Below are 14,436 nucleotides of genomic sequence, written 5' to 3'. Positions count from 1 at the left end.
CCCCGCCACGATCATGACCGACCCCGACTTCGCCGACGCGACCTACATCGAACCGATCACCCCCGAAGTCATCGAGACGATCATCGCGAAGGAGAAGCCCGACGCGATTCTGCCGACGCTCGGCGGTCAGACGGCACTCAACGCCGCCATGGCGCTGCACGACCGCGGCATCCTCGAGAAGTACGACGTCGAGCTCATCGGCGCGAAGGTGGACGCGATCCGCAAGGGTGAGGACCGCCAGGTCTTCAAGGAGCTCGTGATCGAAGCCGGCGCGGATGTCGCTGCCAGCCGCATCTGTCACACGATGGATGAAGTGCTCGCGGGTGCCGAGGAGCTCGGCTATCCGCTCGTCGTTCGGCCGTCGTTCACGATGGGGGGACTGGGGTCGGGCTTCGCGTACACCGAGGCAGACCTGCGCCGCATCGCCGGTGCCGGCCTGCACGACTCGCCGACCCACGAAGTGCTGCTCGAGGAGTCGATCCTGGGTTGGAAGGAGTACGAGCTCGAACTGATGCGCGACACCGCCGACAACACGGTGGTCGTGTGCTCGATCGAGAACGTCGACCCCGTCGGCGTCCACACCGGCGACTCGATCACCGTTGCGCCGGCGCTGACCCTCACCGACCGCGAGTACCAGCGGCTGCGCGATATCGGCATCGACATCATCCGTGCGGTCGGCGTCGACACCGGCGGCTGCAACATCCAGTTCGCCGTCGATCCCGCCAGCGGACGAATCATCGTCATCGAGATGAACCCCCGCGTGTCGCGCTCGTCGGCGCTGGCGTCGAAGGCCACCGGCTTCCCGATCGCGAAGATCGCCGCCAAGCTCGCCATCGGCTACCGGCTCGATGAGATCCCCAACGACATCACCAAGGTCACTCCGGCAAGCTTCGAGCCGACGCTCGACTACGTCGTCGTGAAGGTGCCGCGCTTCAACTTCGAGAAGTTCCCGGCCGCCGACACCACGCTCACGACAACCATGAAGTCCGTCGGCGAGGCCATGGCGATCGGCCGTAACTACGCGACGGCCTTGCAGAAGGCCCTTCGATCGCTCGAGAAGCGCGGCTCGAGCTTTCACTGGGGCCCAGAAGAACGCAGCGTCCAGGAGCTGCTCGAGATCGCTCGGACACCCACCGACGGTCGTATCGTCGTCCTCCAGCAGGCCCTCCGCAAGGGCGCGACCGTTGAGCAGGCGTTCGAGGCGACAGCGATGGACCCCTGGTTCCTCGATCAGATCGTGCTCATCAACGAGGTCGCGGCATTCATCGCCGCAGCGGGGGAGTTGGATGCCGAAACACTGCGGATCGCCAAGGAGCACGGCTTCAGCGACGCGCAGATCGCTGAGTTGCGGGGGATCACCGAAACCGAAGCGCGCGGCATCCGCCACGGTCTCGATATCCGGCCCGTATACAAGACGGTCGACACCTGCGCCGGCGAGTTCCCCGCGCTCACCCCGTACCACTACTCCAGCTATGACGCTGAGACCGAGGTCACGCCGTCGGAGCGCACCAAGGTCGTGATCATCGGCTCGGGACCGAACCGTATCGGTCAGGGCGTCGAGTTCGACTACTCGTGCGTGCACGCCTCGTTCGCTCTCAGCGACGCGGGCTTCGAGACGATCATGGTCAACTGCAACCCCGAGACGGTGTCGACCGACTACGACACCTCCGACCGGCTCTACTTCGAACCGCTCACGCTCGAAGACGTTCTGGAGGTGCTGCACGCCGAGGCGCGCTCGGGCACGATCCTCGGCGTCGTCTGCCAGCTCGGCGGGCAGACCCCGCTGGGGCTGGCCAAGGGCATCGAGGCAGCCGGCTATACGATCCTCGGCACGAGCCCGGCCGCGATCGACCTTGCAGAGGAGCGGAGCCTGTTCAGCGGCATCCTGGCTGATGCGGGTCTCGTCGCACCGCGCCACGGCACCGCCGTCGACGTCGAGGGCGCGGTTGCCGTCGCCGAAGACATCGGGTATCCCGTGCTCGTTCGTCCGAGCTTCGTTCTCGGAGGACGCGGCATGGAGATCGTGTACGACACCGCCAGCTTGCGCGACTACTTCGTGCGCATCGCCGACCAGGCCATCATCGGCCCCGGGATGCCGCTCCTGGTCGATCGGTTCCTCGACGATGCCATCGAGATCGACGTCGACGCGCTCTACGACGGCCACCAGCTCTACATCGGTGGCGTGATGGAACACCTCGAGGAGGCCGGTATCCACTCCGGCGACTCCAGCTGCACCCTGCCACCGGTCTCGCTAGGACGCACCGAGATCGATCGCGTTCGCGAAGCGACCCTCGCCATCGCGTCCGGTGTCGGCGTCCGGGGCCTCCTCAACGTCCAGTTCGCGATCAGTGCCGGTGTGCTCTACGTCATCGAGGCGAACCCCCGCGCAAGCCGCACCGTTCCCTTCGTATCGAAGGCCCTGGGCATCCCGCTCGCGAAGGCGGCCAGCCGCATCATGGCAGGCACGTCGATCGCCGATCTCATCGCCGAGGGGCTGCTGCCGGCATCCGATGGCTCTCGTGTGCCGCTGGACGCCCCGGTTGCCGTCAAGGAAGCCGTGCTGCCCTTCAAGCGCTTCCGCACCAAGGACGGTCAGATCGTCGACTCTGTCCTCGGGCCCGAGATGCGCTCTACCGGCGAGGTCATGGGCATCGACCGCGACTTTCCGACGGCTTTCGCGAAGAGCCAGGCCGCTGCATACGGCGGACTGCCGCTGTCGGGAACCGTCTTCATCTCGGTGTCGGATGCCGACAAGCGCGCGGTGATCCTCCCCGCCCACCGGCTGCAGGAGCTCGGATTCGAGCTGCTCGCCACCGAGGGCACCGCCGAGATCCTCGCCCGCAACGGGATCGCCGTCGAAGTCGTGAACAAGTACTCCGCGACGCAAGCCTCGGGTGAGACCAACGTCGTGGATCTCATCAACGAGGGACGCATCGACATCGTGGTCAACACCCCAAGCGGCGGGATGGCCCGGGCCGATGGATACGAGATCCGTGCCGCCGCTGTGGCCGGCGACAAGGCTCTGTTCACGACCATGGCGGTCCTCGGCGCCGCGGTGAGTGCCTTCCCGGTGCTTCGCGAAGGCTTCGAGGTCAAGAGCCTGCAGGACTACGCGATCGAGAGGGCTGAGCGCGCGTGAGGTCGTTCGGCGCTCGACTGTGGGACTCGCTAGGCCGGTTCGGTCCGCTGTGTGTGGGTATCGACCCGCATGCGAGCCTGTTGGAGTCGTGGGGGTTGGATGCCACCGCTGACGGAGCGCGCCGGTTCGGGCTCCGTGTGGTGGAGGCGTGCGCGGGTCGCGTGGGTGTCGTGAAGCCTCAGGTCGCGTTCTTCGAGCGCTACGGCTCGGCGGGATTCGCGGCCCTGGAGGACATCTTGGCAGCGGCCCGGAGCGCTGGGTTGATCGTGATCGCCGATGCCAAGCGCGGAGACATCGGCACGACGATGGACGGTTATGCCGCCGCGTGGCTCGAGCCCGGATCTCCGCTCGAGGCTGACGCCGTGACGCTGAGCCCGTACCTGGGTCCCGACTCGCTCTACGCCACCATCACGACGGCGATCCGCCGAGAGAAGGGCGTATTCGTTCTCGCTGCGACCAGCAATCCCGAGGGCCTTCCGGTACAGACCGCTCTCACCCGAGATGACTCGGCTCCCGGCGACGAGAGCGTCGCGGCCCGGGTGGCGCGCGAGATCGGTTCCCTCAACATCGGCCTACCCGGCGCACTCGGTTCGGCGGGGCTGGTCGTCGGAGCAACCGTCGACCGTGCAGCCTTCGGACTCCGCGACGTCATCCTCGCCGGAACGCCCATCCTGGCTCCCGGCTTCGGTGCGCAGGGGGCGCAGCCCGCCGATCTGACGCGGCTGTTCGGGTATGTGGCAACCAACGTCGTCGCGTCCGAGAGCCGAAGCATCCTCGCTGTCGGACCGGACCGCCTGGAGACGCGCATCGAGGAGCGTGCGGCCCTGTATCCGCGAACCAGCCATGACTGAGCGCCCCGCCCCTCCCGACGTCGACCGCGTCGCAGCATCGCAGCGTGCCGTCGCCGCGCGACGGGAGCGTGCCTCGCTGAAGCAGGATGTCGCCACTCGTGTGATCAGCCCCCAGGAGTTGCTCAGCCGAGCGCTTGCGGCTCCGCATTCACCGGCCGGCGCCATGCGTGTCACCGAGTTCCTCACCGCGATCCCCGCAATCGGCGTCGGAAAGCGGGACAGAATTCTCGAGCGTCTTCAGATCTCCCCGGTGAAGCGGCTCGGCGGGCTTGGCCGCCGACAGCAGCAGGCCCTGCGCGCGTTCCTCGATGACCGTGTACCCGAGCCGCGCCCACGCGCTGACCGGTCGGCGCTGGTCGTGCTCGCGGGGCCGACAGCTGTCGGCAAGGGAACGGTGGCTCAGTACATCCGCGCTCATCACCCCGAAATCCACCTGTCAGTCTCGGCGACCACTCGCCCGCCCCGCCCTGGCGAACGCGACGGCGAGCACTACTACTTCGTCGACGATGCCGAGTTCGATCGGCTCATCGCCGATGGCGAGCTTCTCGAGTGGGCTACCGTGCACAACGCGTACCGTTACGGCACCCCGCGCGCACCGATCCGCGCAGCTCTCGATCGCGGTCAAGCAGTTCTGCTCGAGATCGATCTGCAGGGCGCGCGACAGGTTCGCGCGGCCCAGCCCGACGCGACGCTGGTGTTCCTCCTTCCGCCCAGCTGGGACGAACTGGTCAACCGACTGGTCGGTCGAGGCACGGAGGACGCGGAGGAACGTTCGCGACGCCTGCGCACGGCACGGGTGGAATTGGCGGCCCAAGACGAGTTCGATTACCGCGTCGTGAACGGCGACGTCGCCGTTGCGGCGCGCGAGGTCGTAGAATTGATGAATGCGCCCGCGCGCTGAGCGCGACAGCGGCGCCACAGACCTCTCACCGACATCCGTCGCCAGCGAAGGGATTCCGCCATGGCCGGGAACAACCAGGGCATCATCGAGCCCCCCATCGACAGCCTTCTCGAGAAGGTCGACTCGAAGTACCAGCTCGTGATCTACGCAGCCAAGCGCGCGCGTCAGATCAATGACTACTACTCCGACCTGCACGAGGGGAACCTCTTCGACAACGTGGGACCGCTGGTCGACTCGACCGTCGAGGACAAGCCCCTGACCATCGCGCTCCACGAGATCAACGAAGACAAGCTTCGCCTCCGTCCGATCGACTGACGATCACCTCTTTGCGCGTCGGTGTCGTACGCCGTCGCGATACTGATCGACGTCCACCACTGACGGGAGCTCCATGACCGCGTTGCGTCTGTTCACGTCCGAATCGGTCACGGAAGGTCACCCCGACAAGATCTGCGACCAGATCTCCGACAGCATCCTCGACGCGATCCTCAGCGAGGATCCGAGCGGACGCGTCGCGGTCGAGACCCTCGTCACCACCGGACTCGTGCATGTCGCGGGTGAGGTGAGCACTTCCGCGTACGTCGAGATTCCCGCGATCGTTCGCGACGTCGTCAACCGCATCGGATACACCTCGAGCGAGACCGGCTTCGACGGCGACTCGTGCGGCGTGAGCATTTCGATCGGGGCGCAGTCCTCAGACATCGCCTCGGGGGTGAACAAGGCCTTCGAGCAGCGTGAACGCGGATCGTCCGACCCCCGCGACGAGCAGGGCGCGGGCGACCAGGGCATCATGTTCGGCTATGCGACGACCGAGACGCCGCAGCTGATGCCGATGGCCGCATGGACGGCGCACCGCATGGCTGAACGCCTCGCCGATTCCCGGCGCTCGGGTGCGCTGCCGTTCCTTCGTCCCGATGGCAAGACGCAGGTCACCCTCGGGTTCGAAGGCGCCGTCCCGCGCACCGTCGAGTCCGTGGTGCTCTCGACCCAGCACCATCCCGACATCTCGCAAGAGGACCTGCGCGCCCAGATACAGGAGGTCGTCATCGATCCGGTTCTGGAGAGCACCGGACTCGATCTCTCGGGCGTCACCTACTACATCAACCCGGCGGGCCCGTTCGTCATCGGCGGCCCGAAGGGGGATGCTGGCCTGACCGGCCGGAAGATCATCATCGACACCTATGGCGGCGCCTCGCGTCACGGCGGCGGAGCGTTCAGCGGCAAGGACCCCTCGAAGGTCGACCGCTCTGCTGCCTACGCCATGCGGTGGGTAGCGAAGAACGCGGTGGCTGCAGGACTCGCTGATCGGCTCGAAGTGCAGGTCGCCTACGCCATTGGCAAGGCAGCTCCGGTCGGCCTGTACGTCGAGACGTTCGGGACCGCCCACGTGGCCGATGAGATCATCACGACGGCGATTCTGGACGTCTTCGACCTGCGCCCGAAGGCGATCATCGACCAGCTCGATCTGCTCCGCCCGATCTATGCGCAGACCGCGGCCTACGGGCACTTCGGCCGGGAGCTTGCGGACTTCACCTGGGAGCGCACGGACCGCGTCGACGACCTGCGCTCAGCCGCCGGTCTCTGACATGACCACTCGGCGCATCGCGCGAGTGCTCCTGGATTCCCCGCTGCCACAACTGGATCGGCTCTTCGACTACGAGATTCCCGACGAGCTGGCACCTGAGGCTCGAGAGGGAGTCCGCGTGCGCGTGCCGCTTCGTGCGGCTGGCCGTATCGTTGACGGCTTCATCGTAGAGCTGGACGATGAACCCGCCGCTGACCGCCCCCTCTCGGAGCTCGAGTCAGTCATCTCTCCGGTACCCGTGCTGCCTCGGCGGCTCTACGACCTCGCACGAAAGGTCGCCGACCGGTCGGCGGGGTCGGCATCCGACATACTGCGCCTGGTCGTGCCGCGACGGATGGTGCGGGCCGAACGCTCGTGGCAGAACGCCGAACGGGCGGCCGCTCCCGAGGTTCAGGCATCCACCGCAGAATGGGCGGCAGCAGGGCTTGCAAGCTTCCCCGGTTTGGAGGAATCGCTCTCCCGAGGTGCTCGCATCGCGCTGACGGCACCGACCACTCCGGTAACGCCTGGCTCGCCCGCACCGGGGTGGGTGGGCGTTCTCGCTGCCGCGTCCGCGCAGCTGCTAGCGGCAGGACGCAGCAGCATCCTCGTCGTGCCCGACCACCGAGATCTCGACCAGCTCGAGCAGGGCCTGATCGCGCACGGACTCGGTGAGGCAGTCATCCGGACGGATGCAGCTCAAAGCGCCCCCGCCCGCTACGGCGCGTACCTGCGGGTACTCGAGCCCACGCCGTCGATCGTGATCGGCAACCGATCCGCCGTCTACGCGCCAGTCCACGCCCTCGGGCTTGTCGCTGTCTGGGACGACGGCGATCCGCTTCTGCGTGAGCCGCTCTCACCCGGCGTCCACGCGCGCGACGCCGCGCTGGTCCGGCAAGAGCAGGAACAGTTCGCGCTTATCTTCGCCGGGTTCACCCGCACCACCGACGTCCAACGTCTTGTCGATATCGGGTGGGTGGAGGAACTCCGCGCAGCCCGTCCAGCAGCTCCCCGCGTGGTGCTCACACCACTGCGCGAGGGGGAGACCGGGACCGCGCGGGTCCCCTCTGCGGCGTTCACCGCCGCGCGCGAGGCAGTTCGGAGCGGTCCGGTTCTGGTGCAGGTCGCTCGTCCCGGTTATGCGCCAGTGCTCGCCTGTGCCGACTGCCGGCATCCCGCACGCTGCCGCGCCTGCGGCGGATCGCTCCAGGCCGGAGCGCGAGGGGCGACACCCACCTGCTCCGCGTGCGGACGCCGCGCTGAGGGCTGGACCTGCGCGTCGTGCGGGGGCACACGCTTTCTGCTTATCGGCTCCGGGAGCCGCCGCACCGCCGAGGAGCTGGGTCGCGCGTTTCCCGGCGTCCGGGTCATCGTCTCGGACGCCGAGCATCAGGTCCTCGACGTGCCGGCCGCACCGGCCCTGGTCATCGCGACCCGGGGGGCAGAGCCCCGAACCGCGGGCGGATACCGCGCAGTCCTGCTCCTGGACGGCGAACGGATGCTGCTCGCCGACGATCTGCGGATCGCGGAGCACTGCCTGCGCTGGTGGTCGAACGCGGCGGCCTTGGCCGCACCGGGTGCGCCGGTGCACCTGGTCGGAGTCGCCGGGACACTCGGCCGAGCCCTGGCTACCTGGACCCAGCCGGCATTCGCGCGCGCGGAACTGGCCGAGCGCGCGGAGCTTCGCATGCCGCCCGCCGTTCGTGTCGCCGCGTTGGAGGGGGCCCGACCGGCAGTGGAGACCGCGCTGGCCGCCGTGAGGACGGACGTGCCGCGGTTGCGTGCCGGTGACATCCTCGGGCCCGTGCCGCTGCCCGCAACCGACTCACGAGATGACAACGTGCGCGCGCTCGTGCGCTGCGACTACCACGATGGACCCGACGTCGCGCGCTCCCTGCGCGCGGCTCTTGTCGCTTCAGCGCTGCGGGGACGGCGATCGCGGACACGCGGTGGCTCGCGCGCCACCCTACGCATCCGTATGGACCTGCCCGACCTGAACCTGGAGATACAGCAATGAGAATCGTGTTCGCTGGTACTCCGCAGCCCGCGGTACCGTCGCTTCTCGCCCTCGTGGACGCCGGTCACGAGGTGCCTCTCGTGATCACACGCCCCGATGCACCAATCGGCCGCCGACGCGTCCTGACTCCCTCACCGGTGGCCGCTGCCGGCCTCGAACTGGGCCTTGCAGTGCATCGCACCGCGCGCCTCGATGAGGAAGCGCTCACGGCGGTGCGAGAGGCGCAGCCCGATCTTGGCGTGATCGTGGCCTATGGCGGACTGGTCCGTGAGCCTCTGCTCTCGACGCCCCGGCACGGCTGGATCAATCTTCACTTTTCCGTGCTGCCCCGGTGGCGGGGTGCCGCTCCGGTGCAGCACGCGATCATCGCAGGAGATCCCGAGGTGGGAGCCGACGTCTTTCAGCTGACGCACGGACTCGACGAGGGCGACATTTTCGGCGAGATTCGTTTCCCTCGCCCCGCAGACGCGACAGCAGGCGATCTGCTGGCGACCCTTGCGGAGTCCGGCGCCGAGCTGCTCGCGGCGGTCGTCGGCGAGATCGCAGACGGCACCGCTCGGCCCCGCCCGCAACAAGGCGAGCCGACCTACGCACCGAAGCTCTCGATCGAGGACGGTCGCGTCGACTGGGAGCAGCCTCGGGAACAGGTCGTGTCGCGGATCTTCGGCGTCACTCCGGAGCCGGGCGCTTTCGCGACGGCTGACGGCTCACGGCTGAAGATCCTCGCCGCCGGCCCGGCCTCCGCCGACTCACCGCGCTTGCGCCCCGGACTGGCGGCATCTCACGCGAAGCAGGTGATCGTCGGAACCGCCACTCACCCGATCGCGCTGCAGCGTGTCCAGCCTGCCGGCAAGCCTGCGATGGATGCCGGAGATTGGTGGCGCGGCACCCGGCTGAGCGAGCTCCAGTTCGACACTGGCAACGCCGGCGAGCCGTCTCCCGGAGCGAGCGGGGCCACGGCATGAGCAGTGCACTGTCTGCCCGGCGGGTCGCGTTCGACACTCTGCGCGCGGTCCATGACGCCGATGCGTACGCGAATCTCGTCCTGCCGACAGCCATCGCCCGGGCACAGCTGAGTCCTGCGGACGCAGCGCTCGCGACGGAGCTGACCTATGGAACCCTGCGGCAACAGGGAACCTGGGATGCCGTCATCGCCGTCGCCGCGAACCGTCCGACCGAGACTCTCGACCCGCCCGTGCTCGACATCCTGCGTCTCGGCGTGCATCAACTCCTGGCCACGAGGGTCCCGCCGCACGCTGCAGTCAACGAGTCGGTTGCGCTCACGCGGGCAAGCGCGGGGCAGCGCGCTGTCGGCTTCGTCAACGCCGTTCTGCGCAGAATCGGCGGCGCGGATGCCGCGACCTGGATCTCCCGCGCCGAGGAGGCTGCCCGATCGGACGATGAACGCCTCTCGGTGCGCACCTCCCACCCGGTGTGGGTGATCCGGGCGCTCCGGCGGGCTCTGGACGACGAGGGACGCGCGGGCGAGCTCACCGATCTGCTCGCCGCCGACAACGACCCACCGCGCGTAACGATGACCGCGCTTCCCGGTCTTGCAGCCATCCCCGAAGGGTCGGAGCCGACGTCCTTTTCGCCGTACGGCTTCCGCGCACCGGCGGGCGATCCCGGCAGGCTCGTCGCCGCCTCCGGCGGCGCGCTACGGGTCCAGGACGAGGGATCCCAGCTCGCGGCCCTCGCCCTCTCGGAGGTCGACCCCGTGCGACCCGGAGAGCGCTGGCTCGACCTGTGCGCAGGACCCGGCGGAAAGACCGCTCTGCTGGCCGCGCGCGCACTCGAGGCGCGGGAGGTCGGGAGCCCTCTGGACCTCGAGGCCAACGAGGTGTCATCCACGCGCGCCGGTTTGGTTCGCCGGTCCCTCGAGCCGATCCCGTTCGAGGTTCCCGTCTCTGAGGAAGACGGGAGGGAAAGGGCAGGCTCTGCAGCCTACGACCGAATCCTCGTGGATGCCCCGTGCACGGGCCTCGGTGCACTGCGACGACGGCCCGAATCGCGGTGGCGAAAGTCCCCGCAGGATGTCGCGCCGCTCGCAGAACTCCAGGGCGAGCTGCTGTCCGCGGCAGTGACGGGGCTCCGCCCCGGCGGTGTCGTCGCGTACGTAACGTGCTCTCCGCACCTTGCGGAAACGCGCGATGTTGTCGCGGCGGTGCTGGACCAGCACCGCAATGAGCTGGAGGAACTGGATGCGCGGGGCGTGCTGCGTCGGGTCTCGCGAAACGTTCCGGATCTGGCGACCCCGGGCTCGGGCGGTGGACGCGCGCAGCTGTGGCCTCACCGGCACGGCACCGACGCGATGTCGATCACACTCCTGCGACGACGTGGCTGACGGGCGCCCTCGCCCATAATGGACGGGTGAGTTCCCCCGACGCCGCGACGCATGACGCTACGGTACGCATCAATCCCAGCATCCTCGCCGCCGACTTCGTCAACATGCAGGCGGAACTGCAGCGCATCGCCGCCGCCGACTTCGTTCACGTCGACGTGATGGACAATCACTTCGTCCCCAACCTCACGTTCGGTCCGCAGATGGTCGAGCGAATCCAGGCGACATCGCCCGTGCCGCTGGATGTGCACCTCATGATCGACGATGTCGACCGCTGGGCACCGGGCTATGCAGAGATCGGCGCGGCATCCGTGACCTTCCACACCGAGGCAACCGCAGAGCCCGTGCCTCTGGCGCGCCGACTGCGGTCCATGGGGGCACGCGCCGGAATCGCACTGAAGCCGGCTACACCGGTCGAGCCGCTCTTCGACATCCTCGACGAGTTCGACCAGATCCTCGTGATGACCGTCGAACCCGGATTCGGCGGTCAGTCCTTCATGACTGACATGATGCCCAAGCTCCGCACCCTCGCTGATGAATGCCGCCGCCGCGGTTCCGCGGTGTGGTTGCAGGTGGACGGCGGCATCTCGGAGTCCACGATCGAACAGGCCGCCGCATCCGGGGCCGACACGTTCGTCGCCGGATCAGCCGTGTTCGGGGCCGGCGACCCGGATGCTGCAATCGCAGGGCTGCGTTCTCGCGGCACGCACGCCCATCGGCACTGACCGAGCAGGCCGCGCGGTTCGCTACCCTGGCATGGTGAAGTCCTTCGAAGAGCTGTTCGCCGAATTGACGGTGAAGGCGCAGACCCGTCCCGAGGGTTCGGGGACCGTCGCAGAGCTCGATGCTGGCATCCACGCGATCGGCAAGAAGATCGTCGAAGAGGCCGCTGAGGTGTGGATGTCTGCCGAGTACGAGTCTGACGAGGCTGCAGCTGAAGAGATCTCGCAATTGTTGTACCACCTGCAGGTGTTGATGCTGGCGAAGGGTCTTTCGCTCGAGGACGTGTACCGACATCTCTGAACCCGTCGCCCGCTCCCGCTTCGACCCGAAAGACCCCCATGCTCCGAATCGCCGTGCCCAACAAGGGCTCGCTGGCCGAGACGTCTGCCGCCATGCTCACCGAAGCCGGGTACACCGGCAGACGCGACCCGAAAGACCTCCACGTCATCGACCCTGCGAACGAGGTCGAGTTCTTCTATCTGCGGCCGCGCGATATCGCGACGTATGTCGGCTCGGGTGCCCTGGATGTCGGGATCACCGGTCGCGACCTGTTGCTGGATGCCAGGATGCCGGCGCGCGAGGTCGAGTCCCTCGGCTTCGCCGACTCCACCTTCCGCTTCGCGGGGCCTCCCGGAAGGTTCACCGAGCTCGCTGACCTCGAGGGAATGCGCGTGGCTACGGCTTACCCGGGCCTTGTGGACTCGTTCCTTGACGAGCGCGGGATCGCTGTCGACCTCGTTCCGCTTGACGGCGCGGTCGAATCCGCCGTGCGCCTGGGCGTCGCTGACGCCGTCGCCGATGTGGTCTCGACGGGCACGACCCTCAAGCAGGCGGGGCTGGAGATCTTCGGCCCGGTGCTTTTGGAGTCCGAAGCCGTCCTGATCGGAGGGCCCCGCGAGGTCGAGGGGACCGAGACTCTCCTGCGGCGTCTGCGCGGCGTCATGGTTGCCCGCCGATACGTTCTCATCGACTACGACCTCCCGGCGGACCTCGTCGATCGCGCAGTCGAGATCGCACCGGGTATCGAATCACCGACGATCTCGCCGCTCCGGGACCCGTCGTGGGTTGCTGTACGCGTCATGAGCCCGCGCAAGGGCGTCAATCAGGTGATGGATGCCCTGTACGGCATCGGCGCTCGCGCCATCCTCGTGACCGAGATCCACGCGGCGAGGCTCTAGATGGCTGTCGCGACCCGCGTCATCCCGTGCCTCGACGTCGCCGCCGGGCGGGTGGTGAAGGGCATCAACTTCCTGAATCTCCGCGACATGGGAGACCCCGTCGAACTTGCCGCGGCGTATTTTCGGCAGGGCGCTGACGAGATCACGTTCCTCGACGTCACCGCGACTGTCGACGAGCGCGCGACAACCTACGACGTCGTTCAGCGCACCGCCGAAGAGGTCTTCATCCCGCTCACCGTCGGGGGAGGGGTACGCTCGGGCGACGACGTGGCTCGGCTCCTCGGCGTCGGAGCAGACAAGGTCGGGGTCAACTCCGCCGCCATCGCTCGCCCCGGGCTCGTCGACGAGATCGCCGATCGCTTCGGCGCGCAGGTCCTCGTGCTCTCACTCGATGTGAAGCGCTCCGCAGCGGTCGACTCGGGATTCGTCGTGACCACCCACGGTGGCCGCACCGAGACGACGCTGGATGCGCTGGCATGGGCTCGCGAGGCCATCGATCGAGGTGCGGGCGAGCTCCTGGTCAACTCGATCGACGCCGATGGCACACGGGAGGGTTTCGACCTGGAGCTCGTGTCGCTGATGCGCGAGATCTCGTCGGTACCGGTGATCGCCTCCGGCGGTGCGGGATCGGTCGAGCATTTCGCGCCGGCCGTGCACGCCGGAGCAGACGCTGTGCTGGCCGCGAGTGTCTTCCACTCCGGTCAGCTCACCGTCGGTGATGTCAAGTCTGCACTGGCAGCCGAGAACGTGGAGGTGAGAGCGTGACCGATGTCGATGACCGCATCACGGCAGTCTCCTTCAACCCAGACGGACTTGCGCCGGCGATCATCCAGCAGTGGGACACCGGAGAGGTGCTCATGCTCGGATGGATGGATGCTGAAGCGCTGCGGCGTACGCTCACCAGCGGCCGCGTGACCTTCTGGTCGCGCTCGCGTCAGGAGTACTGGCGCAAGGGCGATACGTCCGGGCATGTGCAGTATGTGCGCGGTGCGAAGCTGGATTGCGACGGCGACGCGCTCCTGATCGAAGTCGAGCAGATCGGTGCAGCCTGCCACACCGGTACGCGAAGCTGCTTCGACACGACCGACCTCGAACCGGCTGTCACCCACGGGGACGCATGATCGCGCGGGCCCGGCTCGTCGGAGTTGTCGCTCTGCTGATCGCTGGTGCGACGGGCCTCATCTCCTCGACCCAGACGTGGCTCCTCGTGTCGTTGACAGACGGTGCCGCGGAACCGCTCGCCGTGGCGGGGGCGTCCGCGGTGGTGCTCCTCGCGCCGCTGAGCCTGACGGCGCTCGCGCTCGGAGCCGCTCTATCCATCGTCGGTCGGATCCTCCGTCCCGTGTTCGGTCTGATCGGGGCCGCCCTCGGGGTGGCTCTGGCCGTCCTCGCAGCACCGATCGCCATCAACGCCCCCGTAGACGCCGTCGCAGCCGAAGTTGCAGCCGTGACCGGCATCCGCGGCGAGAGCGCGATCGCGGAGCTTGTGGCAGGGATCACCGTCACGGCCTGGCCCGCCATCGCCCTCGTCGCGGCCGTCATTATGGCTGCCGCCGGGACCTGGGTTCTCGCGACAGCCCGCCTGTGGCCCGAGGGTGGGAAACGGTACCAGGCCGAGCGCGCCGAGCGCCGCCAGAGCGGCGAACCCCTCGATGCCATCGACTCGTGGGATGACCTCTCCCGTGGCGGGGACCCCACCACCTGACCGCTAGACTGGCCACAGCC

Annotated in this window: 14 protein-coding genes; all 14 read left to right on the top strand. The window is 68.0% G+C overall.

Annotated elements, in window-relative coordinates:
* Positions 1-3,139: carbamoyl-phosphate synthase large subunit (gene carB / locus B3587_RS03755; protein WP_292726652.1), on the top strand; the 3,139-nt coding region annotated here is incomplete at its 5' end.
* Positions 3,136-3,990: an orotidine-5'-phosphate decarboxylase gene (pyrF, locus tag B3587_RS03750; protein ID WP_292726650.1), complete on the top strand. Its 855-nt coding sequence runs from the start codon at positions 3,136-3,138 to the stop codon at positions 3,988-3,990. The genes carB and pyrF, both read left to right, overlap by 4 nt.
* Positions 3,983-4,891 (top strand): guanylate kinase, encoded by a 909-nt coding sequence (gmk, locus tag B3587_RS03745; protein WP_228178723.1) that lies wholly within the window; start codon positions 3,983-3,985, stop codon positions 4,889-4,891. Before pyrF ends, gmk begins: the two co-directional genes overlap by 8 nt.
* 60 nt (positions 4,892-4,951) lie before the next feature.
* Positions 4,952-5,206, top strand: coding sequence for a DNA-directed RNA polymerase subunit omega (gene rpoZ / locus B3587_RS03740; protein WP_267189766.1), 255 nt, complete (start codon positions 4,952-4,954; stop codon positions 5,204-5,206).
* A 73-nt stretch (positions 5,207-5,279) separates the two neighbouring features.
* Entirely contained in the window at positions 5,280-6,473 is a 1,194-nt protein-coding gene (gene metK / locus B3587_RS03735; protein ID WP_292726647.1) for a methionine adenosyltransferase, read from the top strand.
* Between the two features lies 1 nt (position 6,474).
* A complete protein-coding gene (locus B3587_RS03730; RefSeq protein ID WP_292726645.1) occupies positions 6,475-8,469 on the top strand; it encodes a primosomal protein N' in 1,995 nt (664 codons plus the stop codon).
* Positions 8,466-9,434 carry a methionyl-tRNA formyltransferase gene (gene fmt, locus B3587_RS03725; RefSeq protein ID WP_292726643.1) on the top strand — a complete coding sequence of 323 codons (969 nt, stop codon included), beginning with the start codon at positions 8,466-8,468 and terminating at the stop codon, positions 9,432-9,434. The genes B3587_RS03730 and fmt overlap by 4 nt, the downstream gene beginning before the upstream one ends.
* Positions 9,431-10,813 (top strand): RsmB/NOP family class I SAM-dependent RNA methyltransferase, encoded by a 1,383-nt coding sequence (locus tag B3587_RS03720; protein ID WP_292726642.1) that lies wholly within the window; start codon positions 9,431-9,433, stop codon positions 10,811-10,813. The genes fmt and B3587_RS03720 overlap by 4 nt, the downstream gene beginning before the upstream one ends.
* Before the next feature lie 26 nt (positions 10,814-10,839).
* A complete protein-coding gene (gene rpe / locus B3587_RS03715) occupies positions 10,840-11,535 on the top strand; it encodes a ribulose-phosphate 3-epimerase (RefSeq protein ID WP_228178717.1) in 696 nt (231 codons plus the stop codon).
* 34 nt (positions 11,536-11,569) lie between these two features.
* Positions 11,570-11,833: a phosphoribosyl-ATP diphosphatase gene (locus B3587_RS03710; protein ID WP_228178713.1), complete on the top strand. Its 264-nt coding sequence runs from the start codon at positions 11,570-11,572 to the stop codon at positions 11,831-11,833.
* A 38-nt stretch (positions 11,834-11,871) separates the two neighbouring features.
* Complete coding sequence (gene hisG, locus B3587_RS03705) at positions 11,872-12,711, top strand: ATP phosphoribosyltransferase (RefSeq protein ID WP_292726638.1); 840 nt, start codon at positions 11,872-11,874, stop codon at positions 12,709-12,711.
* Complete coding sequence (gene hisF, locus B3587_RS03700) at positions 12,712-13,476, top strand: imidazole glycerol phosphate synthase subunit HisF (RefSeq protein ID WP_228178711.1); 765 nt, start codon at positions 12,712-12,714, stop codon at positions 13,474-13,476.
* Positions 13,473-13,832 (top strand): phosphoribosyl-AMP cyclohydrolase, encoded by a 360-nt coding sequence (gene hisI / locus B3587_RS03695; RefSeq protein WP_228178710.1) that lies wholly within the window; start codon positions 13,473-13,475, stop codon positions 13,830-13,832. The genes hisF and hisI overlap by 4 nt, the downstream gene beginning before the upstream one ends.
* Positions 13,829-14,416, top strand: a complete 588-nt coding sequence (locus tag B3587_RS03690; protein ID WP_292726635.1) for a Trp biosynthesis-associated membrane protein — start codon at positions 13,829-13,831, stop codon at positions 14,414-14,416. The genes hisI and B3587_RS03690 overlap by 4 nt, the downstream gene beginning before the upstream one ends.
* Positions 14,417-14,436 lie beyond the last annotated feature (20 nt).

Source organism: Microbacterium sp. UBA837, assembly GCF_002296025.1.
Taxonomy (GTDB): Bacteria; Actinomycetota; Actinomycetes; order Actinomycetales; family Microbacteriaceae; genus Microbacterium.
The sequence above is the reverse complement of the archived record's forward strand: the minus strand, read 5'-3'. Positions and strand labels throughout refer to the sequence as shown.

Bases quoted from the DNA above. Each gene is read 5' to 3' on its own strand.
- hisF (WP_228178711.1), top strand. From the start codon at position 12,712: ATGGCTGTCGCGACCCGCGTCATCCCGTGCCTCGACGTCGCCGCCGGG.
- B3587_RS03690 (WP_292726635.1), top strand. From the start codon at position 13,829: ATGATCGCGCGGGCCCGGCTCGTCGGAGTTGTCGCTCTGCTGATCGCT.
- B3587_RS03720 (WP_292726642.1), top strand. From the start codon at position 9,431: ATGAGCAGTGCACTGTCTGCCCGGCGGGTCGCGTTCGACACTCTGCGC.
- fmt (WP_292726643.1), top strand. From the start codon at position 8,466: ATGAGAATCGTGTTCGCTGGTACTCCGCAGCCCGCGGTACCGTCGCTT.
- hisG (WP_292726638.1), top strand. From the start codon at position 11,872: ATGCTCCGAATCGCCGTGCCCAACAAGGGCTCGCTGGCCGAGACGTCT.
- metK (WP_292726647.1), top strand. From the start codon at position 5,280: ATGACCGCGTTGCGTCTGTTCACGTCCGAATCGGTCACGGAAGGTCAC.
- B3587_RS03730 (WP_292726645.1), top strand. From the start codon at position 6,475: ATGACCACTCGGCGCATCGCGCGAGTGCTCCTGGATTCCCCGCTGCCA.
- rpoZ (WP_267189766.1), top strand. From the start codon at position 4,952: ATGGCCGGGAACAACCAGGGCATCATCGAGCCCCCCATCGACAGCCTT.
- gmk (WP_228178723.1), top strand. From the start codon at position 3,983: ATGACTGAGCGCCCCGCCCCTCCCGACGTCGACCGCGTCGCAGCATCG.